General features: G+C 59.1%; 20 protein-coding genes. 10 read left to right on the top strand and 10 right to left on the bottom strand.

Annotation, left to right across the window (positions count from 1 at the left end; translation table 11 throughout):
- The first annotated feature begins 439 nt into the window (after positions 1-439).
- Complete coding sequence (locus QMK51_RS06770) at positions 440-1,768, top strand: OprD family porin (RefSeq protein ID WP_320393529.1); 1,329 nt, start codon at positions 440-442, stop codon at positions 1,766-1,768.
- A gap of 143 nt (positions 1,769-1,911) precedes the next feature.
- Here QMK51_RS06770 and QMK51_RS06765 read toward each other — a convergent pair whose 3' ends face one another.
- Both QMK51_RS06765 and QMK51_RS06760 read right to left on the bottom strand, forming a co-directional pair.
- Positions 1,912-2,754 (bottom strand): mechanosensitive ion channel family protein, encoded by an 843-nt coding sequence (locus QMK51_RS06765; RefSeq protein ID WP_258699400.1) that lies wholly within the window; start codon positions 2,752-2,754, stop codon positions 1,912-1,914.
- A 186-nt stretch (positions 2,755-2,940) separates the two neighbouring features.
- Positions 2,941-3,426, bottom strand: coding sequence for a YajQ family cyclic di-GMP-binding protein (locus QMK51_RS06760; RefSeq protein WP_053155306.1), 486 nt, complete (start codon positions 3,424-3,426; stop codon positions 2,941-2,943).
- Positions 3,427-3,566: 140 nt separating this feature from the next.
- Here QMK51_RS06760 and QMK51_RS06755 point away from each other — a divergent pair, with 140 nt between their 5' ends.
- From QMK51_RS06755 to QMK51_RS06745, 3 genes are read left to right on the top strand one after another with little or no spacing between them, the layout of a single operon-like run.
- Positions 3,567-4,484 carry a putative 2-dehydropantoate 2-reductase gene (locus tag QMK51_RS06755; RefSeq protein ID WP_320393528.1) on the top strand — a complete coding sequence of 306 codons (918 nt, stop codon included), beginning with the start codon at positions 3,567-3,569 and terminating at the stop codon, positions 4,482-4,484.
- A 45-nt stretch (positions 4,485-4,529) separates the two neighbouring features.
- Complete coding sequence (locus QMK51_RS06750; protein WP_320393527.1) at positions 4,530-6,566, top strand: ATP-binding protein; 2,037 nt, start codon at positions 4,530-4,532, stop codon at positions 6,564-6,566.
- A gap of 2 nt (positions 6,567-6,568) precedes the next feature.
- On the top strand, positions 6,569-7,150 hold the full coding sequence (locus QMK51_RS06745) for a cob(I)yrinic acid a,c-diamide adenosyltransferase (protein ID WP_320393526.1): 582 nt from the start codon (positions 6,569-6,571) through the stop codon (positions 7,148-7,150).
- A gap of 118 nt (positions 7,151-7,268) precedes the next feature.
- On the opposite strand, the gene QMK51_RS06740 is transcribed toward QMK51_RS06745, so the two are convergent.
- From QMK51_RS06740 to secA, 4 genes are all read right to left on the bottom strand, one after another.
- Positions 7,269-8,213, bottom strand: a complete 945-nt coding sequence (locus QMK51_RS06740) for a Nudix family hydrolase (RefSeq protein WP_320393525.1) — start codon at positions 8,211-8,213, stop codon at positions 7,269-7,271.
- Positions 8,210-8,842, bottom strand: coding sequence for a glutathione S-transferase family protein (locus tag QMK51_RS06735; protein ID WP_320393524.1), 633 nt, complete (start codon positions 8,840-8,842; stop codon positions 8,210-8,212). Before QMK51_RS06735 ends, QMK51_RS06740 begins: the two co-directional genes overlap by 4 nt.
- A 164-nt stretch (positions 8,843-9,006) precedes the next feature.
- Entirely contained in the window at positions 9,007-10,224 is a 1,218-nt protein-coding gene (gene argJ / locus QMK51_RS06730) for a bifunctional glutamate N-acetyltransferase/amino-acid acetyltransferase ArgJ (RefSeq protein ID WP_320393523.1), read from the bottom strand.
- A 122-nt stretch (positions 10,225-10,346) separates the two neighbouring features.
- Positions 10,347-13,082 (bottom strand): preprotein translocase subunit SecA, encoded by a 2,736-nt coding sequence (gene secA, locus QMK51_RS06725; protein ID WP_320393522.1) that lies wholly within the window; start codon positions 13,080-13,082, stop codon positions 10,347-10,349.
- Between the two features lie 307 nt (positions 13,083-13,389).
- Between secA and QMK51_RS06720 the strand changes: the two genes are divergently transcribed.
- Positions 13,390-13,845 (top strand): DUF721 domain-containing protein, encoded by a 456-nt coding sequence (locus QMK51_RS06720; protein WP_253416480.1) that lies wholly within the window; start codon positions 13,390-13,392, stop codon positions 13,843-13,845.
- A gap of 118 nt (positions 13,846-13,963) precedes the next feature.
- On the opposite strand, the gene QMK51_RS06715 is transcribed toward QMK51_RS06720, so the two are convergent.
- The gene (locus QMK51_RS06715; RefSeq protein ID WP_320393521.1) at positions 13,964-15,451 is read right to left on the bottom strand and encodes a helicase HerA-like domain-containing protein; all 1,488 of its coding nucleotides are present in this window, start codon (positions 15,449-15,451) and stop codon (positions 13,964-13,966) included.
- Between the two features lie 184 nt (positions 15,452-15,635).
- On the opposite strand from QMK51_RS06715, the gene QMK51_RS06710 reads away from it, so the two are divergent.
- The 4 genes from QMK51_RS06710 to QMK51_RS06695 all read left to right on the top strand — a co-directional run bounded on the left by QMK51_RS06710 (position 15,636) and on the right by QMK51_RS06695 (position 20,629).
- Entirely contained in the window at positions 15,636-17,525 is a 1,890-nt protein-coding gene (locus QMK51_RS06710; protein ID WP_320393520.1) for a methyl-accepting chemotaxis protein, read from the top strand.
- Positions 17,526-17,746: 221 nt separating this feature from the next.
- On the top strand, positions 17,747-18,868 hold the full coding sequence (locus QMK51_RS06705; RefSeq protein WP_320393519.1) for a glycosyltransferase family 1 protein: 1,122 nt from the start codon (positions 17,747-17,749) through the stop codon (positions 18,866-18,868).
- Positions 18,861-19,637: a polysaccharide deacetylase family protein gene (locus tag QMK51_RS06700; RefSeq protein ID WP_320393518.1), complete on the top strand. Its 777-nt coding sequence runs from the start codon at positions 18,861-18,863 to the stop codon at positions 19,635-19,637. The genes QMK51_RS06705 and QMK51_RS06700 overlap by 8 nt, the downstream gene beginning before the upstream one ends.
- Positions 19,634-20,629 carry a lysylphosphatidylglycerol synthase transmembrane domain-containing protein gene (locus QMK51_RS06695; RefSeq protein ID WP_320393517.1) on the top strand — a complete coding sequence of 332 codons (996 nt, stop codon included), beginning with the start codon at positions 19,634-19,636 and terminating at the stop codon, positions 20,627-20,629. Before QMK51_RS06700 ends, QMK51_RS06695 begins: the two co-directional genes overlap by 4 nt.
- A gap of 75 nt (positions 20,630-20,704) precedes the next feature.
- Here the strand turns inward: QMK51_RS06695 and QMK51_RS06690 are convergent, their stop codons facing one another.
- Both QMK51_RS06690 and purU read right to left on the bottom strand, forming a co-directional pair.
- Entirely contained in the window at positions 20,705-20,881 is a 177-nt protein-coding gene (locus QMK51_RS06690; RefSeq protein ID WP_258699387.1) for a hypothetical protein, read from the bottom strand.
- Between the two features lie 81 nt (positions 20,882-20,962).
- Positions 20,963-21,811: a formyltetrahydrofolate deformylase gene (gene purU / locus QMK51_RS06685; RefSeq protein WP_007903852.1), complete on the bottom strand. Its 849-nt coding sequence runs from the start codon at positions 21,809-21,811 to the stop codon at positions 20,963-20,965.
- Positions 21,812-22,139: 328 nt separating this feature from the next.
- Here purU and mvaT point away from each other — a divergent pair, with 328 nt between their 5' ends.
- A complete protein-coding gene (gene mvaT / locus QMK51_RS06680; protein ID WP_007933316.1) occupies positions 22,140-22,517 on the top strand; it encodes a histone-like nucleoid-structuring protein MvaT in 378 nt (125 codons plus the stop codon).
- A 97-nt stretch (positions 22,518-22,614) separates the two neighbouring features.
- Here mvaT and sbcB read toward each other — a convergent pair whose 3' ends face one another.
- Positions 22,615-24,045: an exodeoxyribonuclease I gene (sbcB, locus tag QMK51_RS06675; RefSeq protein ID WP_320393516.1), complete on the bottom strand. Its 1,431-nt coding sequence runs from the start codon at positions 24,043-24,045 to the stop codon at positions 22,615-22,617.
- Between the last annotated feature and the right edge of the window lie 152 nt (positions 24,046-24,197).

Below are 24,197 nucleotides of genomic sequence, written 5' to 3'. Positions count from 1 at the left end.
ATGAGGTTTTTACAGCAACAGGCAGGCCTTCGGAAAAAAACAGCAACAAAATTCCGGTTTGTGCACGCTTGTTGCATTCACACCCATATCGTCTATAAGGCGTCCGCTGGAAGTGGAAGCCTTAAGGCCAATAAAAACAGTGGCAGGATTGCCCAATGGAGATTCAAGTGCAGGATAAGGGACTCTTTTTTTACCGATGCTCAAGCCCTGGAAAACAGCGCTGAAGTTGTCAGTCCGATTGTATCGGGATTGTGAATTTGCGACATTGACCAAGCCATTTGCGACAGGGTCGTAAAGAAGCTGAAAGGTTAGATGCGCAAGTATCGCCAATAGGGTCGGCGTGATATAAGTTTGCGCCGACACAAAAAGAAAGAGCCGCCCAGATAATAAAACAGGTGGGACGGCAGTACTCTTCTAAAAACCAAAGGAGCAAATCACGATGCGCGTGATGAAGTGGAGCATGATCGCACTGGCAGTTGCAGCAGCAGCCAGTACTCAAATGGCTACGGCCGCACCTTTCGTAAGTGACCAGGCTGAAGCCAAAGGTTTTGTTGAAGACGCCAAGTTCGACTTGCTGCTTCGCAACTATTACTTCAACCGTGATCGGAAAGATGGCGCAACCGATCAGAAAGACTGGACACAGGGCATCTGGGGCAACTTCAGCTCCGGTTACACCCAAGGTACCGTAGGCGTCGGCGTTGATGCGTTCGGTTACCTGGCAATCAAACTGGACGGTGGCGACGGCACCGGCGGCACCGGCAACATGAGCCGCGACGCCGATGGCCACGTCAACGACAGCCAGGGCAAAGCCGGTGCAGCGGTTAAATTCCGCGTATCCAAAACCGAGCTGAAAGTCGGCGACATGCAGCCAAGCACTGCTCCAGTGTTCGCTGTTGGCGGTTCCCGCGTCCTGCCTCAAACTGCTAGCGGTTTCCAACTGCAGAGCAGCGAAGTCAAAGACCTTGACCTCGAAGCCGGTCACTTCTACTCGTCGACCAGCCAGGACCGAAATGCCCGTGATGGCGACCTGTGGGCAACTTACGCTGGCGTGAAAGCCAACTCCATCGACTATTTCGGTGGCAAGTACGGCATCAGCGACAACCTGACTGCATCGCTGTACGGCGCAAAACTGGAAGACATCTGGAACCAGTACTACGCCAACCTGAACTACACCATCCCACTGGGTGGCACCGAGTCGCTGAACCTGGACGGTAACATCTACCGCACCACCGACACCGGTAGCGCCAAGGCTGGTGAAATCAGCAACACCGCGTACTCCCTGGCAGCCGCTTTCTCGTTCCTGAAAGCACATACCATTACCGTCGCCTTCCAGAAGGTCAACGGTGACACTCCGTTCGACTACATCGGTGTGGGCAAGAACAACCGTGGCGGCGACTCGATCTTCCTCGCCAACTCCATCCAGTACTCTGACTTCAACGCCCCTGGCGAGAAGTCGGCCCAAGTCCGTTATGACATCAAAATGGCCGAGTACGGCGTTCCAGGTCTGAGCTTCATGACCCGTTACGTGAAAGGTTGGGACATCGACGGCACCCACACTCCAGCGGGTAGCCCTTACGCTGGCCTGTACGGCGAAGATGGCAAGCACAACGAAACCAACCTCGAAGCCAAGTACGTTGTTCAGTCTGGCCCGGCAAAAGATCTTTCCTTCCGCATTCGTCAAGCATGGCACTACGCTAACGCCGACGAAGGTGAAGGCGATATCAAAGAGTTCCGCCTGATCGTCGACTACCCGATTTCGGTTCTGTAATTGCCGAAAGTCAGTTCGCGGTAATCAAAAAAAGGCCCATCTTCGGATGGGCCTTTTTTATTGGCTACAGCATTGTGCTTAGAGGATCAGGGTCTTGTGACATATCTGACCAAAAGGTCAGACATTAGTTGAAAGACTGATCCTTATACCGCTGCCGATTCCTGCACCACGCGAATAACCCGCTGTGGAAATGGAATATCGATACCCGCCGTTTTCAGACGATCACGGGATTGCTCGTTAAACATGAACATCACATTCCAATAGTCAGCGGTTTTCACCCACACGCGCAGGGAAACAGTGATCGAACTGTCGCCCAATGTCGAAATCACCGCTTCCGGTGCCGGCTCAGTCAATACTCGCGGATCCTTGGCCAGGTCCAGCAACACTTGACGGGCCTTCTGCAAGTCCGCCTCGTAATCCACACCTACATCAAATACTACTTTGCGGGTCGGCTGACGGTTGGTGTTGGTGATGATGCCGTTCGACAGATTACCGTTAGGCACGATGATGGTTTTGTTATCGCCGGTGCGCAGCACGGTGTGGAAGATCTGAATGCTGTCGACAGTACCGGCAACACCTTGGGCTTCGATCCAGTCACCGATGCGGAACGGACGGAACAACAGAATCAGCACGCCGCCGGCGAAGTTCGCCAGGCTGCCCTGCAAGGCCAGACCAATGGCCAGGCCGGCCGCACCGATAGCCGCGACGAAGGACGTGGTTTCCACACCGATCATCGACGCCACGCTAACGATCAGCAGAATCTTGAGGATGATATTCGCCAGGCTGCTGATGAAACCTTGCAGCGCCAGGTCGGCGTTACGCAATGCCAGCAGGCCGCCGAGTTTTTGCGTTACCTTGTTGATCAGCCACCAGCCGATGGCCAGGGTGATCACGGCCAGCAACACGCGGCTGCCGTATTCCATGATCATCGGAACCCAGGCTTGAGACGCCTTGACCAGGTTGTCCACTTCAGTATTCAAATCCATCTACTTTCTCCTGATTTACGGCCATCCGGCACGCGAAAAATAAGCGGCAGAACAGGCCCGCCGGGGTGAGCACCATCAGGTGGGAGCGAGCTTGCTCGCGAAAAGGACGTATCAGTCGACATCACTGTTGAATGACACACCGCTTTCGCGAGCAAGCCCGCTCCCACAAGGTTCCCGCTTGAAAGGTCAGTCGCGGAAGTTATTGAACTGCAGCGGCATGCCGAATTCCTTGGCGCGCAGGGCGGCTATGGCTTCCTGCAAATCGTCACGCTTCTTGCCGGTGATGCGAACCTGCTCGCCCTGGATGGCGGCCTGGACCTTGAGCTTGGCGTCTTTGACGTGAGCGACGATTTTCTTCGCCAGCTCTTTGTCGATGCCTTCCTTGAGGACCGCTTCCTGCTTCATCAGCTTGCCCGACGCAAAGGCATCCTTGACTTCAAGGCACTGCACGTCGATCTTGCGCTTGACCAGGGCCAGCTTGAGGATCTCGATCATCGCTTCGAGCTGGAAATCGGCTTCCGCGGTCAGGTTGACGGTCAGGTCCTTTTCCTTGAACTCGAAGCTGCCCTTGCCTTTCAGGTCATAACGACGATCGAGTTCCTTGACGGCGTTCTCGACCGCGTTGGTGACTTCGTGTTTGTCCAGTTCGGATACCACGTCGAACGACGGCATGTAATCTCTCCAATAAAAAGGCGCGCTCGATAACGATGGAGCGCGCTTGGCTTGCGGTTAAAATCGGGCTCATTATAACGGGTCTTTTCCAACCGATACTGCGAGCCTCACATGCCAGCATCAAACCGAGCAAAAAGCTGATGTCCACCCCTTGGCATATTCTGGGCGCCGGCAGTCTCGGCACGTTGTGGGCCACCCGTCTGGCACGGGCCTCAGTGCCAGTCAGGCTGATCGTGCGGGACGCGGCTCGCTTGCAGGCCTATCAGGCGGCGGGCGGGCTGACGCTGGTGGAACACGGCGAAGCGCAACTGTACCCGGTGCCCGGCGAAACAGCCGACAGCGACGGGCCGATCAGCCGTCTGCTGGTGGCCTGCAAAGCCTACGACGCCGTCACAGCCGTGGCCCGGCTCGCCCACCGTCTGACACCCGACGCCGAACTGATCCTGTTGCAAAACGGCCTCGGCAGTCAGGATGCCGTCGCCACGCAAGTCCCGCATGCCCGCTGCATCTTCGCCTCCAGTACCGAAGGCGCGTTTCGCGATGGCGACTGGCGCGTGGTGTTTGCCGGTCATGGTTACACTTGGCTGGGAGACGCTGGCCATCCGGTGGCACCCTTCTGGCTGGAGGACTTGAGCGACGCCGGCATTCCCCATGAGTGGAGCACCGACATCCTCACCAGGCTGTGGCGAAAACTGGCGCTCAATTGTGCGATCAACCCACTGACCGTGCTACACGAGTGCCGCAACGGCGGTTTGCAGCAACATCATTGCGAAGTCGCCACCCTGTGCGCCGAGCTCACCGAACTGCTGGAGCGCTGCGGTCAGCCGGCAGCGGCGGAGAACCTTCAGGAGGAAGTCGAACGGGTGATCAAGGCCACCGCGGCCAATTTCTCCTCGATGTACCAGGACGTCGCGAATCAGCGCCGCACCGAAATCAGCTACCTGTTGGGCCATGCCTGCAAAGTCGCGTCGCGGCATCGGTTGAACCTGCCACACCTCAAGCAATTGCAACAGCGCTTGATCGCCCATCTGCACAGCCTTGGATTGCCCAGCGACTGAGCAGCGGCTACGCTGGCCACTTGTTCCTTTTTAGCGATGAACCTGATGCCATTGCGCCAGCGCCTTGAAAACCTTCCAGTCGGCCAGAAGCTGCTGGCCGCCCTGCTGGTGCTGTTGACCACCGTTTTGCTGGTCGCCAACCTGACCTTTATCAGCGCCGCCTATTACATCTCCCAGGAAAGCATGGCGCCCCAGGCCTTGCAGACCATCGGCCGACTGGTGTCCAACCCGAGCCTGGTGTCTGACGCCCTGAAGTCGCCGCAAAACGCCGAACGCCTGCTCAACGAACTCAACAGCTATTCACCGTTGCGTGCGGCCGCTCTTTACGACGGTAAGGGTGAGCGTCTGGCGCAGCTGCAACACGGCGACACGTTGAGCCTTCCAGAGCATTACCGGCGCCTTGAAGCCTGGCAAGCCACCGAGTTTCGCAGCAATCAAGTGATCACCCTGCCCCGCCCCAACACCGAGCCCGGCCATCTGCTGTTGGTCGCCAGCAGCGAACTGCCGATGGCGTTCTACACCGGGACCCTGACCGCCAGCCTGGGGATTCTGATCTTCAGCGTGCTGTTGTGGCTGGTGATCGCCCGGCAGATCAAACGCTTGATTACCCGCCCCATCCATCAGCTCGAAGAGTTGTCCCGGCAAGTGACCCGGGAAGAGAACTACGCCCTGCGCGCCTCTCGCGGCAACCACGACGAAATCGGCAGCCTCGCCGAAGCGTTCAATACCATGCTCTCGCGCATCGAGGCTCGGGAGCAGCAACTCAAGCGCGCCCGCGACGATTCCCAGGCGGCTTACGACCAGGCCCAGGGGCTGGCCGAAGAAACCCGTCACACCAACCGCAAACTGGAGCTGGAAGTTCAGGTGCGGAGCAAAATCGAGAAAAAACTCACCGGTTTCCAGAACTACCTCAACAGCATCATCGACTCCATGCCCTCGGCACTGATCGCCCTGGACGAGCAGCTCTACGTGACCCAATGGAATCAGGAGGCCAGCGCCCTGTCCGGCACGCGCCTGGACGAAGCCTTGAACCAGCCGATCTTCCTCGCCTTCGAACCGCTCAAACCGTTCCTGCCGCAGCTCAAGCAAACCGTCGAGCAGCACACAGTGGCCAAAATCGAACGCGTCACCTGGCTCAAGGATGATGAACCCAAGCATTACGCCCTGACGTTCTATCCATTGATGGGGGGTGCCGGGCGCGGCGTGGTGATCCGGATCGACGACATCACCCAGCGTCTGTCCCTGGAAGAAATGATGGTGCAGTCGGAAAAAATGCTCTCGGTCGGTGGCCTCGCCGCCGGCATGGCCCACGAGATCAACAATCCGCTGGGCGCAATCCTGCATAACGTGCAGAACATTCGCCGGCGCCTGTCAGCCGAGCTGCCGAAAAACCTCGAACAGGCCGAGCACCTCGGCATCGAACTGGAAACGGTCAATAAGTACCTGCAAGCACGTGAAGTGCCGCAGCTGCTTGACGGCATTCAGCAGGCGGGCGCCCGGGCAGCGAAGATCGTGACGCACATGCTCAGCTTCAGCCGCCGCAGTACCCGGCAAATGGCCCCGTGCGATTTACCGGCGCTGATCGATCAAGCGGTGGAAATCGCCGGTAACGACTTCGACCTGGCCATCGGCTTCGACTTCAAGGGCCAGGCGATCATTCGGCAGTTCGATCCGGCGCTGGGCCCGGTGCCCGGCACCGCCAACGAACTGGAACAGGTGCTGCTCAACCTGCTGAAAAACGCCGCGCAAGCCATTCACCAGCGTGCAGACGACCGCGAACCGGGGCGGATCATTCTGCGTACAAAGCTGAATCCGCCGTGGGCGGAAATTCAGGTCGAGGACAACGGCATCGGCATGAGCGAGAACGTGCGCAAACGCACGTTTGAGCCGTTCTTCACCACCAAGGAAATCGGTCAGGGCACCGGCCTAGGGCTCTCGGTCTCGTATTTCATCATCACCAACAACCACAAGGGCCAGATGGAAGTGCAATCGACACTGGGCCAAGGCACTTGCTTCACCTTGCGCCTGCCGTTGTCGGGCGCTCCGGTGGTCTCTCAAGAACTCAATCAGCTGTCGAGGTAACCATGGGCTTTCGCTTGTCGAAGATTTACACCCGCACTGGCGACAAAGGCGAAACAGGGCTCGGCGATGGCCGCCGGGTGCCCAAGGACCATCCGCGAATCGAGGCCATTGGCGAAGTCGATACGCTGAACAGCCAGGTGGGTGTGCTGTTGGCCGGGTTGGCAGCGGAAAGCGGCACGTATCCTGGATTGAACGAGGTGATTGAGGTTTTGGCGCCCTGCCAGCATCGGTTGTTCGACCTCGGTGGCGAACTGGCGATGCCGGTGTATCAGGCACTGAATACGGCAGAAATCGAGCGGCTGGAAACGGCGATCGATGTGTGGAATGAAGAGTTGGGCCCCCTGGAGAATTTCATCCTGCCCGGCGGTTCGGCACTGATTGCCCAGGCCCACGTATGCCGCTGTCTGGCGCGCAGTGCCGAGCGGCGCTGTCAGCAGTTGAATGCGATCGAGCCGCTGGCCGGGGTTGGCCTGGCGTATATCAATCGGTTGTCGGATTTGTTGTTTGTGGCGGCAAGGTTGATTGCCAAGCGTCAGGGGATTGCAGAGATTCTTTGGAAGCCGGCGGCGAAACCTGGGGTTTAGTCGGCGCGTCCGAAGATGCCATCGCGAGCAGGCTCGCTCCCACAGTGGATCGAGGTGTACACAAATCCAATGTGGGAGCGAGCCTGCTCGCGATGAGGCTAGTGGCTACACCGCAGAATCAAACCTCAGGCCAAAACGCCCGAATCCCCGCCACACCCTGCGCCCCCGCCTCCCAGGCTTTCTGCCGCTCCGCCGGGCCAACCCCGCCAAGCAAAAACACCGGTTTGCTGAAGCCCTCGATCAAAGTCGAAGCCTGCTCCCAACCCAATGGCTGAGCATCCGGGTGCGTCTGGGTCGGCTGCACCGGCGACAGGGTCACAAAGTCCACGCCCATCTGCTCGGCCAGTGCCAGTTCTTCAGCGTTGTGACAAGACGCCGCCAACCAGCGCGACGCCGGTAGCGGTCGCCCGGCCGCCGCGTATTTGCGCAGCTGCGCCGCAGTAATGTGCCAACCGGCGGACGGGAAGTCCCCCAGCCATTCAAACGGCCCCTTGATCATCAACTGTGCCTTGCCGGCACACAGCCCCGCCGCGTCCACCGCCAGATCGCGGTATTGCGGGTCGTAGCCGTTGGGCGCACGCAACTGAATCAGCTTGATGCCACCAGCGATGGCTTTCTGGATACCGCGCAACAAGGCCGGCGTTTCCAGGCCATCCGGGGTGATCAGGTATTCGCCGGGCAAGCGTGCAGCGGCGACGATCGGCTGATTGGCGGCCGGGAACTCGTAATCCACCAGTTCCCGCTCGGTCACCCAGGCCAAAGGCTGACCTTCGGCGCCATGGGGTTCACCGGTAAACGCCGAAACTTCCCAGACATCCAGCAACACCTGCTTGTCCGGGTAATCGTGGCGGACTTTGATCAGTGGGCGCGCCGTACGGACCAAAATGCCCAACTCTTCGTGAAGCTCGCGGGACAGGGCCGTCTCGACGGATTCGTCATCCTCGACCTTGCCACCGGGGAACTCCCACAAACCGCCCTGATGCTGGGTGTCGGCACGGCGGGCAATGAGGATTTTGCCGTTGCTATCGCGGATAACCGCGGCTGCTACATGGACTCGTTTCACCGCTCTATTTCCTCCAGACCCGCCTTCCGCCAGGCCTTGAAGGCTGGCCATTGGTAGATGGTTTCGACATAGGCCGCATCGGCCTCGGGCAGTTTTACCTGATAGGTGCGCAGGCGTACGGCGATCGGTGCAAAAAACGCATCGGCCAGGGTCGCACCGCCAAACAGGAACGGGCCGGTTTCAGTCGCGACGGCACGACATTCAGCCCACAACGCCAGCATGCGTTCGATTTCAGCCTGAACCTCAGGCGGGGTCGGCGACAGCGGCGCATTGTGGCTCAGGTCGAACGGCATGTTGCCGCGCATGGCAAAGAAACCGCTGTGCATCTGCGCGCACGCCGAACGCGCTTGGGCACGGGCGGCAGTGTCTTTGGGCCAGAGGCCGGCATCGGGAAATTGTTCGGCAAGATATTCGGCAATCGCCAGCGAATCGGCGATGGTGCCGTGTTCGGATTTCAGCAGCGGGACTTTACCGGTCGGCGAATGCTTGAGCACGCGCTCGCGAGTGTCTGGCTGGTTCAGCTTGATCAGTTCTTCGGTGTAGGACGCGCCGGTCAGGTCGAGGGCCAGTGCCGCGCGCAGGGACCAGGAGGAATACAGTTTGTCGCCGATGATCAGGTGGAGGCTCATGTTCGGGACCTTTTGATAAGGAAACAGGCCAGTCTAGCTAGCGACTGACAGACCGCTATCGCGAGCAGGCTCGCTCCCACATGTTTTTCTGCCGTACACAAAATCTGTGTTGACTGGAGATCTACTGTGGGAGCGAGCCTGCTCGCGATAGGGTCGACTCGGTCTTACGTACGGTACTCAGCGTTGATCTTCACGTATTCGTGGGACAAGTCAGTCGTCCAGATGGTTTCGCTGCAATCGCCGCGACCCAGTTCGATACGGATGGTGATCTCTTCCTGCTGCATCACCGCCGCGCCCTGGGCTTCGGTGTAGGTGGCAGAGCGAGCGCCACGGCTGGCGATGCACACCTCGCCAAGGAACACGTCGATCTTGCTCACGTCCAGGTTCGGCACGCCCGCACGGCCCACGGCAGCCAGGATGCGACCCCAGTTCGGGTCGGAGGCGAACAACGCGGTCTTGATCAGCGGCGAGTGGGCCACGGTGTAACCAACGTCCAGGCATTCCTGGTGATTGCCGCCACCGTTGACTTCCACGGTAACGAACTTGGTCGCGCCTTCGCCGTCGCGCACGATGGCCTGGGCCACGTCCATGCACACTTCGAACACGGCCTGCTTCAGTTTGGTGAACAGTTCACCACTCGCGGAAGTGATTTCCGGCAGTGCAGCCTGACCGGTGGCGATCAGCATGCAGCAGTCGTTGGTCGAGGTGTCGCCGTCGATGGTGATGCGGTTGAACGACTTGTTGGCGCCGTCCAGCAGCAGGTTTTGCAGCACCTCGCGGGAGACTTTGGCGTCGGTGGCGATATAGCCGAGCATGGTTGCCATGTTCGGGCGGATCATCCCCGCGCCTTTGCTGATGCCGGTGACGGTGATGGTCACGCCGTCATGCTGGAACTGACGGCTGGCGCCCTTGGGCAGGGTGTCGGTGGTCATGATGCCGGTAGCGGCCGCTTCCCAGTTGTTCTCCGACAGGTCATCGAGAGCGGCCTGCAACGCACCTTCGATTTTCTCGACCGGCAGCGGCTCGCCGATCACACCGGTGGAGTACGGCAGCACCAGGCTGGCATCGACGCCGGTCAATTCAGCCAGTTTGGCGCAGGTGCGCTCGGCGGCCGCCAGGCCTGGTTCGCCGGTGCCGGCGTTGGCATTGCCAGTGTTGGTCAGCAGGTAACGCACCGGGCCTTGCACGCGTTGCTTGGCCAGGATCACCGGAGCTGCGCAAAAAGCGTTCAGGGTGAACACGCCCGCCACCGTGGAACCTTCGGCACAGCGCATGACCACGACATCCTTGCGCCCCGGGCGCTTGATACCGGCCGAGGCGATACCGAGTTCAAAACCGGCAACCGGGTGCAACGTTGGCAAAGGACCAAGACCAACAGCCATGAATGCGCTCCTTAAAAAATGTTGTCTGCATCGTCATTGCGATAGACGGTGGTTTAAATGGCAAAACGCCGCGACGGCATAAGCCGGTCGCGGCGCGGGTATTTCAGCGTTTGAAACGGGTTTTACTGGATCTGCCCGTGGCAATGCTTGAACTTCTTGCCCGAACCGCAGTAGCACAGCTCGTTGCGGCCCAGTTTCTGCTCGTTGCGTACCGGTGCGGTGGCGAGAGCGACATCGATCTCTTCACCCAACACTTCCGGTTGCTCCAGGCCAGGCGCTTCGTCGTGCTGGAACTGCATGCGCGCAGCCAGCGCCTCGGCTTCCTGACGCAGACGTGCCTCTTCTTCGATCGGATCTTCGCGGCGAACCTGAACGTGCGACAGCACACGGATCGAGTCGCGCTTGATCGAATCCAGCAGCTCGGAGAACAAGGTGAAGGACTCGCGCTTGTATTCCTGCTTCGGGTTCTTCTGCGCATAACCACGCAAGTGGATGCCGTGGCGCAGGTGATCCATGGTCGACAGGTGGTCTTTCCACAGGTCGTCGAGCACGCGCAGCACGATTTGCTTCTCGAAGGAGCGCAGTGCTTCGGCACCGGCCTGGTCTTCTTTCTCGTTGTACGCCGCGATCAGTTCGTTGAGCAGCTTCTCGCGCAGGGTCTCTTCGTACAGGTGGTCGTCTTCGTCGAGCCATTGCTGGATCGGCAGCGCCACACCGAAGTCGCTCTGCAACGCCGCTTCCAGACCGGCCACGTCCCACTGCTCAGGCAGCGATTGCGGTGGAATGTGTGCACTGACGGTTGCGTTGAGCACGTCCTGACGGAAATCGGCGATGGTTTCACCGATGTTGTCGGCGGCCAACAAACTGTTACGCATGTGATAGATCACTTTACGTTGTTCGTTGTTGACGTCGTCGAACTCGAGCAGTTGTTTACGGATGTCGAAGTTGCGGCCTTCAACCTTGCGCTGAGCCTTCTCGATGGCGTTGGTCACCATGCGATGCTCGATCGCTTCACCGGACTGCATGCCCAGCGCCTTCATGAAGTTCTTCACCCGGTCAGAGGCGAAGATACGCATCAGGCTGTCTTCCAGCGACAGGTAGAAACGGCTGGAGCCGGCGTCGCCCTGACGACCGGCACGACCACGCAACTGGTTGTCGATACGGCGCGATTCGTGACGCTCGGAAGCGATCACCTGCAAACCGCCCGACTCCAGCACTTGCTGGTGACGTTTCTGCCAGTCGGCCTTGATCTGGGCAATCTGCTCAGGGGTCGGGTTTTCCAGGGTCGCGACTTCCACTTCCCAGTTACCGCCCAACAGGATGTCGGTACCACGACCAGCCATGTTGGTGGCGATGGTCAGTGCGCCCGGGCGACCGGCCTGAGCGATGATTTCGGCTTCTTTTTCGTGGAACTTGGCGTTCAGAACCTTGTGTTCGATGCCTTCCTTCACGAGCAGGCTGGACATATGTTCCGACGTTTCGATGGTCGCAGTACCCACCAGCACCGGACGGCCCTGGGTCATGCATTCCTTGATGTCGTTGATGATCGCCGCGTATTTCTCATCGGCGGTCAGGAACACCAGGTCGTTGTAGTCTTTACGCGCCAACGGCTTGTTCGGCGGGATCACCATGACCTGCAGGCCATAGATCTGATGGAATTCGAACGCTTCGGTGTCCGCGGTACCGGTCATGCCGGACAGCTTGTTGTACAGACGGAAGTAGTTCTGGAACGTGGTCGACGCCAGGGTCTGGCTCTCGGCCTGGATGTTCAGGTTTTCCTTGGCTTCGATGGCCTGGTGCAGGCCTTCGGACAAACGGCGACCCGGCATGGTACGGCCGGTGTGTTCGTCGACCAGCACCACCTGGCCGTCCTGCACGATGTATTCGACGTTGCGATTGAACAGTTTGTGCGCACGCAAGCCGGCATAGACGTGAGTCAGCAAGCCCAGGTTATGTGCCGAGTACAGGCTCTCGCCTTCAGCCAGCAGGCCGACGCGGGTGAGCATGTCTTCGATGAACTGGTGACCGGCTTCGTTGAGCTCGACCTGACGGGTCTTCTCGTCGACGGTGTAGTGGCCGGCCTTGGTGACTTCGCCTTCGACTTCTTCGACGTGCAATTGCAGTTGCGGGATCAGTTTGTTGATCTCGATGTACAGCTTGGAGCTGTCCTCGGCCTGACCGGAGATGATCAGCGGGGTACGGGCTTCGTCGATGAGGATGGAGTCGACTTCGTCGATCACGGCAAAATTGAGTTCGCGCTGGAATTTTTCTTCCATGCTGAACGCCATGTTGTCGCGCAGGTAGTCGAAACCGAATTCGTTGTTGGTGCCGTAGGTGATGTCGGCGGCGTAAGCGGCGCGTTTCTCTTCCGGCGGCTGGAACGGCGTGACCACGCCGACCGTCATGCCGAGGAATTCGTAGAGCGGACGCATCCAGTTGGCGTCACGGCGGGCCAGGTAGTCGTTCACCGTCACAACATGCACGCCCTTGCCGGACAGCGCATTGAGGTAAACGCCCAGTGTTGCCACCAGGGTCTTGCCTTCACCGGTACGCATTTCCGCGATCATGCCTTCATGCAAGGTCATGCCGCCGATCAGCTGGACATCGAAGTGGCGCATACCCATGACGCGCTTACCGGCTTCGCGGGCGACCGCAAAGGCTTCTGGCAGCAGCTTGTCGAGGGTTTCCCCTTTGGCGATGCGGGCCTTGAACTCGTCTGTCTTGGCACGCAATTGATCGTCCGAAAGGGCCACCATTTGCTCTTCGAAGGCATTGACGAGTTGCACCGTCTTGAGCATGCGTTTGACTTCACGCTCGTTCTTGCTTCCAAAAAGTTTCTTTAACAAAGGCGCAAACATATCGGCAGGATCTTCCACACTAAAGGGATGGAGGGCGGCCCCGTGAGTCGCCCGAGCAGCCCTCATGGCCGCATGCGAACGAGCATTCTACCCGGAAACGATGGTGAGGAAAGTGGCGTTATTCCACGATGCATGCACTGCGCTATGACGGGGCTCACTTAAAATAAGGGCTTTTTGCTGAACTTCAACCCATCGAGGGTACAAGTTACTCGTTGATTTAATGGGTAAAGCGCTCCCAAAGCAATGGGTCGGGGGCAAGGGGTGCTTTCTGTTACCATGGCCGCTCTGTTACTTCAGGTGTTCGATCATGGCATTTCGCCCTCTCACGGCCAGAGCACCCGCCGTTCTGCTTCGCGAAGCCAAACCGCTGAAAGCCATCTTCGGCCACGCTCAACGCCTGGGTCATTTACAACGCCTGGTGGAAAGCCAGCTGCAGCCGGCTGCCCGCGAGCATTGCCATGTGGCATCGTGGCGTGAAGGCAGTTTATTGCTGATTGTCACCGATGGGCACTGGGCCACTCGCCTGCGTTATCAGCAAAAGCGTCTGCAACGACAGTTACAGCTGTTCGACGAATTCGCCAGCCTGACGCGGATTCTGTTCAAGGTGCAGCCGCCCACGGTTCAGCAAGGGGCGGTGGGACATACCATGGATTTGTCGACGGACGCGGCGGCGACCATTCAGGCGACGGCCGACGGGATTACCGACCCGAACCTGCGGGCGGCCCTCGAACGTCTGGCGGCGCACGCCAAACCCAAGGCATGACTTAGAACCCATGTGGGAGCGAGCCTGCTCGCGATAGCGGTGTATCAGTCAACACATGTGTTGAATGTCAGGCCGCAATCGCGAGCAGGCTCGCTCCCACATTTTGATTGCCCACTTGTCAGCGGCGTTTGCTGCCACCGAGCAAAGACCCCATCAACCCCCGCACCAATTGTCGGCCCAATTGATTCGCCGCCTGTCGCATCGCCGATTTCAGCGCCTGCCCCGCCGCCGTGCCGAGGAACTCCCCGGCCTTGTCGGCAAGGCTCGGCTCCTCAGGTGCAGGTTTGCCCGGCGCGGCTTCGGGATCCGGCACCAGCCCTTTACGCCCCATCAGCACTTCATAAGCCGATTCGCGATCGATCGGTTTGTCGTAACGCCCCTTGAAGGGCGAACCGGCGATCAGCACGGTGCGCTCAGTCTCGGTCAGCGGCCCGATCCGCGATTGCGGCGGTGCAACCAATACCCGCTGGACCATCGCCGGTGTGCCCTTGTCCTGCAAGGTGCCGACCAGCGCCTCGCCGATCCCCAGTTCGGTCAACACCGACAAGGCGTCAAACGCAGGGTTCGGCCGGAAGCCCTCGGCCACCGCGCGCAGGGACTTCTGCTCTTTGGCGGTGAACGCGCGCAAACCATGCTGAATACGCAAGCCCAGCTGAGCCAGTACATCATCCGGCAAATCCCCCGGCGATTGGGTGACGAAATACACCCCCACGCCTTTCGAACGGATCAGTCGCACCACTTGTTCCAGACGATCCTGCAACGCCTTGGGCGTACCGGCGAACAACAAGTGTGCTTCGTCGAAAAACAGCGCCAGCAGCGGTTTCTCGGCATCGCCGCGTTCTGGCAACTGCTCGAACAGTTCGGCCAGCAACCACAGCAGGAACGTCGCGTAGACCTTCGGCGCTTCGTGCACCAGACGGCTGGCGTCGAGCAAGTGAATGCGCCCGCGACCATCCACGGCCGGTTGTAACATGTCTTCCAGCTGCAGCGCCGGTTCGCCGAATAACGCTTCAGCGCCCTGCTGTTCCAGCGTCGCCAAACGGCGCAACAGGGCCTGGCTGGAACCGGTGGTCATCAGCGCCGCGTCATCCCCCAGCAATTCGGGGTTATCACGCAAATGATTGAGCAGTGCCTTCAAATCCTTCAAATCCAGCAGCAACAGCCCTTCGCGGTCGGCCACTTTGAAGGCGGCATAGAGTGCCGACTGCTGACTGTCGGTCAGCTCCAGCAGGCTGCCGAGCAGCAACGGCCCCATTTCGCTCAAGGTGGTGCGCAATGGATGCCCGGACTGACCTTGAATGTCCCACAAAGTCACCGGATACGCCTGAGGCTTATGGTTCAGCCAGGGCATGCCGGCGATCCGCTCCGCGACCTTGCCTTGAGGGTTGCCGACGGCGCCCAGCCCGCACAAGTCGCCTTTGATGTCCGCCGCGAACACCGCCACGCCAGCATCGCTGAAGGCTTCGGCCAGACGCTGCAACGTGACGGTTTTACCGGTGCCGGTAGCGCCCGCCACCAGGCCATGACGGTTCGCCAGGCGCATGGCCTGGGCGATTGGCTGGCCCGCGAGGTCAGCGCCGATAACGAGTTGTGATGAGTCAGGCATTTTGTCACCCATGGTTAATCTTTGATCCTTCATGGCCGATAACAACCGAGAGACCAGACTGAAAATAGCGTCGGTAATTCCCTAAGGAGAGACGGAAATATCAGCTTACTTTCAACACTGCCCATTTTGCGCGCCTTTATAAAAGCACGCCCTGGACATTAAGACTTTAGCGGACCCCCAAGCCATGAACAAAAACCTGCGCTTCAGCCATAAGATACTGCTTGCCGCCGCCCTGATCGTTATCGCCGCCTTCGCCTCGTTCACGCTGTACAACGACTATTTGCAGCGCAATGCGATTCGTGAAGATCTGGATAACTATCTCACCGAGATGGGAGACGTCACCGCCAACAACATCCAGAGTTGGCTGGCCGGTCGTATCCTGCTGGTAGAGAACCTCGCTCAAAACATTGCCATCAACCCCGAACAATCCAACGTCGTCAGTCTGCTTGAACAAAATGCTTTGGCATCGACCTTCATGGCCAGGTACCTGGGTGATGCCAGCGGCAACTTCATCAACCGCCCGGACTCCAAGATGCCGGACGGCTACGATCCCAGAGTTCGCCCTTGGTACAAAGGCGCGGAAAACAGCAACGGCTCGACGCTGACCGAACCTTACGTAGATGCGGCGACCGGTCAAACCATCATCTCCATTGCCACCGCTTCGAAAAAATCGGGGAAAAGCGTGGGGGTGGTAGGCGGTGACTTGAGCCTGCAAACCCTGATCGACACCCTGATCGCGCGTAATTTCGGCGGCATGGGCTATGCCTTTCTGGTCAGCGCCGACGGCAAGATCCTGGTTCATCCGGACAAAGCCATGGTGATGAAGTCCCTGAGCGAGGCGTACCCGAAAAATACCCCACGCATTAGCAGCAGCTTCACTGAAGTGGACGTCGACGGAAAAACCCGCATCGTCTCTTTCACCCCGATCAAAGGCTTGCCGTCGGTCAATTGGTACATCGGCCTGTCGGTGGACAAGGACAAAGCCTTCTCCATGCTCAGCGAATTCCGCACCTCGGCGATCATCGCGACCCTGATTGCCGTGGCCATCATCATTGGCTTGCTGGGCATGCTGATCCGCCTGCTGATCCAGCCGCTGCACGTGATGACCCGCGCCATGGAAGACATCGCCGACGGTGAAGGCGACCTGACCAAACGCCTGACCATCCAGAATCAGGACGAATTCGGCCTCCTTGGCACGGCGTTCAACCGTTTCGTGGAACGGGTTCATACGTCGATCCGCGAAGTGTCCTCGGCCACCGGCCAGGTCAACGAAGTGGCCTTGCGGGTGGTGGCGGCCTCGAACTCGTCGATGTTCAATTCCGACCAGCAAGCTTCGCGTACCAGCAGCGTGGCCGCAGCGATCAACCAGCTCGGCGCCGCCGCCCAGGAAATCGCCCGTAACGCCGCCCAAGCGTCGAATCAGGCCAGCGATGCCCGCAGCCTGGCCGAAGACGGCCAGCAAGTGGTGGATCGCAGCATTGCCGCGATGAATCAGCTGTCGAGCATGCTCAGCGCCTCGAGCACCAACATCGAATCGCTGAACAGCAAAACCGTGAACATCGGGCAGATTCTCGAAGTGATCACCAGCATCTCCCAGCAAACCAACCTGCTGGCGCTCAACGCCGCCATCGAAGCGGCGCGGGCCGGTGAAGCCGGGCGCGGTTTTGCCGTGGTGGCCGACGAGGTGCGCAACCTGGCGCACCGCACGCAGGAGTCGGCGCAACAGGTGCAGACCATGATCGAGGAGCTGCAAGTCGGCGCCCGCGAATCCGTCAGCACCATGAGCGACAGCCAGCGTCACAGCCAGGACAGCGTGGAAATCGCCAACCTGGCCGGCGAGCGCCTGAACAGCGTGACGTTGCGCATCGGCGAAATCGACGGGATGAACCAGTCGGTGGCGACGGCGACCGAGGAACAAACCGCAGTGGTCGAGTCGATCAACGTGGATATCACCGAGATCAACACGCTGAACCAGGAAGGCGTGGAAAACCTGCAATCGACCTTGCGGGCGTGCTCGGACCTTGAGCAACAGGCTTCGCGATTGAAGCAGTTGGTGGGCAGTTTCCGCATCTAGAACGTTTGACAGGCCCCAATCGCGAGCAGGCTCGCTCCCACATTTGATCTTCGTTGTTCACAAATAATGTGTTCACAACAGATCCTGTGTGGGAGCGAGCCTGCTCGCGATAGCGATCTGTAAAGCCCCGCAAAACCCCGCTGACACCCCCTCCGCAAAACCCCAATCGAACATCTATCCTTCATATAGGTCAACCAAAGGAGATCAACGGCCCCGGAGGAATGTTCATCGTGCATATCGCTGACATCACCATGTTCTACGCCCCTGCCAGCGGTGGCGTGCGCACTTATCTGGATGCCAAACACCGTCGTCTTGGCATCAAACCCGGCATTCGCCATAGCTTGCTGATCCCCGGGGCCCATTTGAGTGAACAGGATGGTGTCTACACCGTTCCAGCCCCTGCCCTTCCTTTTGGCAAGGGTTATCGTTTCCCCCTCCGTCTCGCGCCGTGGCGCAATGTTCTGCAGGATTTGCAGCCTGACCTGATCGAAGCCGGCGACCCTTACCTGACTGCCTGGGCTGCTTTGGACGCCAAGCGGCAACTCGATGTGCCGGTGATCGGCTTTTATCACTCCGACCTGCCGATGCTGGTCAGCAATCGCATGGGCAACTGGGTTACCCCCAATGTCGAAGCTTATGTCAGCAAACTCTATGGCAACTTCGACCGGGTTCTGGCGCCGAGCCAGGTCATGGCCGACAAACTGATCGGGCTGGGGGTGAAGAACGTTTTCGTACAACCGCTGGGCGTCGACCTGCAAACGTTCAACCCCAGTAAACGGGATACAGGTTTACGGGCTGAATTGGGCATCGATGAAAACACTCACCTGCTGATCTTCGCCGGCCGTGGTTCCAAGGAAAAAAACCTGCCAGTGCTACTCAATTGCATGAAACGCCTGGGTCGTCGCTATCACCTGCTGCTGGTGGGCTCGTCGATGCCAACCCTGGTGCCGCGCAACGTCACTGTCCTCGATGAGTTCTGCCCGGCGGCGCAAATCGCACGCTTGATGGCCAGCGCCGATGCGCTGGTGCATGCCGGTGATCAGGAAACCTTTGGCCTGGTGGTCCTTGAAGCCATGGCCAGTGGCATTCCGGTGGTGGCCGTGGCGGCCGGGGCCTTTCAGGAAATTGTCACCGATCAATGCGGCCTGCTCTGCGCGCCGGACAATCCAGTGGCGATGGCCAACGCCGTACGCGAGCTGTTCAGCCAGGGCAGCGCCGCACGGGGCAAACAAGCCCGCAGCCATGTCGAGCGGCATTACGCCTGGGACGCGGTGGTCTACAGCCTGTTGGGGCACTATCACGCCGTACTCGGCACGCAATGGCCGCTGATCGCCAATGGTTGAGCCCATGAACACGCCCAGTCTGTTGTTGGTGCTACACGACGTTGCGCCGCAAACCTGGCCCGATTACCAGGCCTTCGTCGAAGCCGTCGACACGCTGGCTGAAGTGCCGATGACCTGGCTGGTGGTGCCGAACTTCCATAAACATAACGACCTGGACGCGTATCCGGCATTTCGACGTTTGCTGAGCCGTCGTGTCGCTCGCGGCGACGAACTGGCACTGCACGGTTACTTCCATTGCGATGAAGGGCCGATTCCCACCACTCCCCGAGACTGGTTCATGCGCCGGATCTACACCCACGAAGGCGAGTTCTACGACCTGCCTCTTGAAGCCGCCCTCGCCCGCCTGCGCGCCGGAATCGAGGTATTCCATCGTTACAACTGGCCGCTCGAAGGCTTCGTCGCCCCTGCCTGGCTGATGAGCGAAGGAACCCGCCAGGCCTTGCGCCAGTTACCGCTGCGGTACACCAGCGATTCGCAGCATCTGTATCGTCTGCCGGATTTCACTGCGATCGATGCCCCAGGCCTGGTCTGGAGCGCGCGCAGCGCCTGGCGCCGGGGTTTGTCCAGGCTGGTCAGCGATCAGCGCGAACAACGTTGGCGCCAGGCACCGGTGATTCGTCTCGGCCTGCACCCGGTGGACATGCGCCATGAGTTCTCGCGTCATTATTGGCTGCAACTCCTCAAGCGTTTGCTCGACGAGGGCCGTGTGCCGATGACCAAGGCCAACTGGCTGGCACTGCAAGACGACACCGTCGGTCGCGCCGCATGAGCCGCGGGATTGTGCTGGTCGTCGCCCTGCTCGCTGCGGTGCTCATCCCCTCGTTGCTGGGCGGCGGCGAGACATGGTCGCGGCTGCAACGCTTTCCACTGGAATGGCTGCTGATCATGTTCGGCATGATCCTGCTGTGCTGGGGGCTCAATACCCTGCGCTTGCGCCTGTTGCTGGGCGATCAGCGCGCCAAGGTGAGCCGCCTCAAAAGCCTCGGGGTGGTGATGTCCGCCGAGTTCGCCTACTGCGCCACGCCCGGCGGCAGTGGCGGACCGCTGACCATCATGGCCCTGCTGGCGCGCCACGGCGTGCGGCCGGCCAGGGGCAGCGCCGTGTTCGCCATGGACCAGTTGAGCGATCTGCTGTTTTTTCTCTGCGCGCTGAGCGGGATTCTGATTTATGCACTGTTCCAGCACCTCAGTCAGCGCATGGAGTGGCTGCTGACCGTCAGCGCCATCTCGATGTTCGGCGGGCTGGTCAGTTGCGTGGTAGTGGCTCGTTGCCACCGCTCATTGATTCGTCTGAGCGGTCGGTTGCTCGCCCGCCTCAATGTCAAGACCGCGACTCGACACCGCTGGGCGCGCAAGCTTCTGCACTTCCTGGCAGCGTTCACTGACACACTGAAGTTGCCCTTTCAGACGCTGATTACCGTGTTTGCCCTGACCTGCCTGCATTGGGTCTTGCGGTATAGCGTGCTGTATCTGGCGCTGCGCGGGCTGGGCGTGGATTTGCAGTGGGCCTGGTGCTTTCTGATCCAGATGCTGTCGCTGAGTGCGGGGCAATTCAGTCTGTTGCCGGGCGGTGCCGGGGCGGCGGAACTGACATCGGCGGCGCTGTTGGCGCCCATGGTGGGCAAATCCACCGCGGCGGCGGCCATTCTGATCTGGCGGACAGTGACCTATTACTTCTATCTGGTGGTGGGTGGCCCGGTATTTTTACTGATGCTCGGGCGGCCGTTGCTCAAGAAGTTGATGAAGTTCAAGCAAGCTTGAAAGATCGCAGCCTTCGGCAGCTCCTACAGGGTGTACGCCAAGCCCTTGTAGGAGCTGCCGAAGGCTGCGATCTTTTCAGGCGCCCCCGGATTCATCGTCGGAATCGTCCTGCAACTGCTCCCACAACTCGGCGGCACCGGGAAACTCCGTGCCGTCTTCGGGGGTCAGGTCCTCGGGGTCATAACGACTCAAACACCCCTCCCCCAATGTGGCGGGTGCCTTGGACGTGGCTTTGTCCAGCGGATCGGCCATGGTCATGTCCTCAGTGCAGAAACGGCGAAGGGCCTGAAGCGATTGAACGCCCAGGCCCTTCGAATTTCAACCGTATGGCTATCAGAACACGACGGTTTTGTTGCCGTGCACCAGCACTCGGTCTTCCAGGTGATAACGCAGACCGCGGGCCAGCACCATCTTCTCGACATCGCGACCGAAGCGCACCATGTCTTCGATGCTGTCGCTGTGACTGACGCGCACCACGTCCTGCTCGATGATCGGACCGGCATCCAGCTCTTCGGTTACGTAGTGGCAAGTGGCGCCGATCAACTTCACACCGCGCATCGAAGCCTGATGATAGGGCTTGGCCCCGACAAACGACGGCAGGAAGCTGTGGTGAATGTTGATGACTTTATGGGCATATTCGCTGCACAACTCGGGCGGCAGAATCTGCATATAGCGGGCAAGTACCACCACTTCGGCCTCGTGCTGTTTGACCAGGCGCGAAACTTCGGCGAAGGCCGGCTCCTTGTTCTGCGGGTTGACCGGCACATGGTAGTAAGGAATACCGTGCCACTCGACCATGCTGCGCAAATCGTCATGGTTGGAAATCACGCAGGCGATTTCGCAGTCCAGTTCGTCGCTGTGCCAGCGGTGCAACAAATCGGCCAGGCAGTGGGACTCACGGCTGGCCATCAACACCACGCGTTTCTTCTGCTCGGTGTCGGTGATGCGCCAGTCCATCGAGAACTCTTCGGCAATCGGTGCAAACGCTTCGCGAAAGGCTTCGATACCGAAAGGCAGCGAATCGGCACGAATTTCGTGACGCATGAAGAACCAGCCACTGAGATTGTCCGAGTGATGGCTCGCTTCAGTGATCCAGCCGTTATGTGACGCCAGAAAGTTACTGACTTTAGCAACGATGCCGACGCGGTCCGGGCAAGCAATCACCAGCCGAAAAGTGCGCATGAGGGGGAAACTCCAGAACTTCGCAAAGGCCGCCATTCTAACGATTGCGCAGCAAAACTGCAGTATTGATGACGTGTGGCCTTGCATCGCGATCAGCAGCACAGATTCCGGCGCTGCCATACGCCAGTGCATGGTGCTCTTGTAGCCAGTCTTCAAGAGGTCAACTGTGAATATTCGTGACGCTATTTAACTGTCTCTCCAATGTGTGTCCTATTCACCGCAACTAATTTAAGTAAAACTTCGGTTAAATGTTTACTTGATGAAACACCCTGACTATTATTGTCGCACTGTCACCCTGTCATCCAGCGCCCAACATAAGGTAATCCTCATGTCCTTGATCAACGAATATCGCGCCACCGAAGAAGCTATCAAAGAGCTGCAAGCCCGTTTGAAGAATCTGTCCCAAGACGACAAACTGCAAACCGAGCTGGAATTCGAAGGCAAACTGCGCACCCTGATGGGCGAATACTCCAAATCCCTGCGTGACATCATCGCGCTGTTGGATCCAGAGTCCAAAACCAAGGCGCCACGTGGCGGCGCAGTAAAAACTACCGGCACCAAGCGTGCTCGCAAAGTTAAACAATACAAAAACCCGCACAACGGCGAAGTCATCGAAACCAAAGGTGGCAACCACAAGACTCTGAAAGAGTGGAAAGCCAAGTGGGGCGGTGACGTGGTTGAAGGCTGGGCTACCCTGCTGGGCTAAGCCGCAAGCGCGTCGCAGACTGATCCGCGACCTGAAGAACGCCAGCAAATGCTGGCGTTTTTTATGCCTGGAATTCAAGCGAAGATCATATTCGTTTTCAAAGACTCAAACGTTCGCGTAATGCCTGGACATGATTCTTCCACTCATCCAGGACCTCTCGCTGAAACGATGTAGCGCCAATCGTCAATTGGGCGGCGGTCTCCAGAAAACTTTCCAGCGTATTTGGCGCGCCCCACTCGGGTGCAGTCAAACGTTGCTGACAGAAAATTCGCCAGCGTTCTTGCTCTTCGAGGCTCAACGTATCGGGAAAGTTGCGCGCCCGATAACGAAACAATAACTCAGGCAAACGTTCATCATCGAAAGGCCACTGCTCTTGTGCTAATTGCGCAGGGTCGGCGGTTCTGACTTGCTCACATAGGCGCCGGTCCCGATCACCGATAAAACCGTCGTATAACTGTTGCTCGGGGTCCGGACTCGGAGAGAAATCGTCACGACTGTAAATGTCCGACACTTTATCTCGCCAAACTTGTTGTGCGTCGCTTAGCCGCAGCGCCCGTCCCTGATAAAGCGCCATATCCAGCCCCAAACGTTGCTGATCGTCAGGACGAAGTACCGATAATGGCGCCACGACCGGGCACTTGTTGATGTGTATGAGCTTGAGCGGCACCGGCAGTTCGCCTTCGGCCAGTTCGTCCCGGCGGGTGTAAAGCCGCTGACGCAAGGTTTCGGCATCCAGGTCGAGCAACCCCTGAGGGTCCAGGTGCAGGTCACAGACAATCAGCGCGTTGCGATTACGTGGATGCCAGGCCAATGGCAATACCACCCCCACATAGTGGCGGGCCGCCGAAAAGCGCCCGGAAATGTGCACCATCGGTTGCAACAACCGAATCTGATCCATCACCTTTTGTTTACTGCGCAACTGAAACAGCCAGTCATACAACTTCGGCTGCTTTTCGCGGATCAGACGCGCCAGAGCGATCGTGGCGCGAACATCCGACAGCGCCTCGTGGGCATTCCCGTGATCAATGCCATTGGCGGCGGTCAAGCGTTCGAGTTTGAGCGTCACCCGTCCTTCGTCATCCGTAGGCCAGACAAGGCCATCGGGACGCAAGGCATACGCCGCACGCACCACATCGATCAGGTCCCAGCGGCTGTTGCCGCCCTGCCACTCCCGTGCGTAGGGGTCGAAAAAGTTTCGATACAGGCTGTAACGGGTCATCTCGTCGTCGAAACGCAACGTGTTATACCCCGCCCCACAGGTGCCGGGCGCCGCGAGCTGAGCATGAACCCGGGTCATGAAATCGGCTTCGCTCAACCCTTGCTCGGCCAGACGCGCGGGCGTAATACCGGTGATCGTGCAGGCCGCCGGATGAGGCAGGATGTCGTCACTGGGCTGGCAATAAAGGTTGACCGGCTCGTCTATTTCATTGAGATCGAAGTCGGTGCGAATCCCCGCCACTTGCAGCGGGCGGTCGCAACGGGGGTTGATGCCAGTGGTTTCATAGTCGTACCAGAAGATCGAAGTCACGGGCTGTTCCTGAACTGAAGACCGGCGAAGTCTAGGCGCACACAGGCCGCCCCGACCAGAAATCTTGTCATTCAATCACCTCTTGTCACTCACTGTGCATTACATAGTTATGTCGTTTGCCCCCGAGAGACTGCTAGCATCGGACGGACATC

The sequence above is a fragment of the Pseudomonas sp. P9_31 genome, from assembly GCF_034008235.1.
In the GTDB taxonomy this organism is placed as follows: Bacteria; Pseudomonadota; Gammaproteobacteria; order Pseudomonadales; family Pseudomonadaceae; genus Aquipseudomonas.
This window is presented reverse-complemented; position numbering and strand designations above follow the sequence as displayed.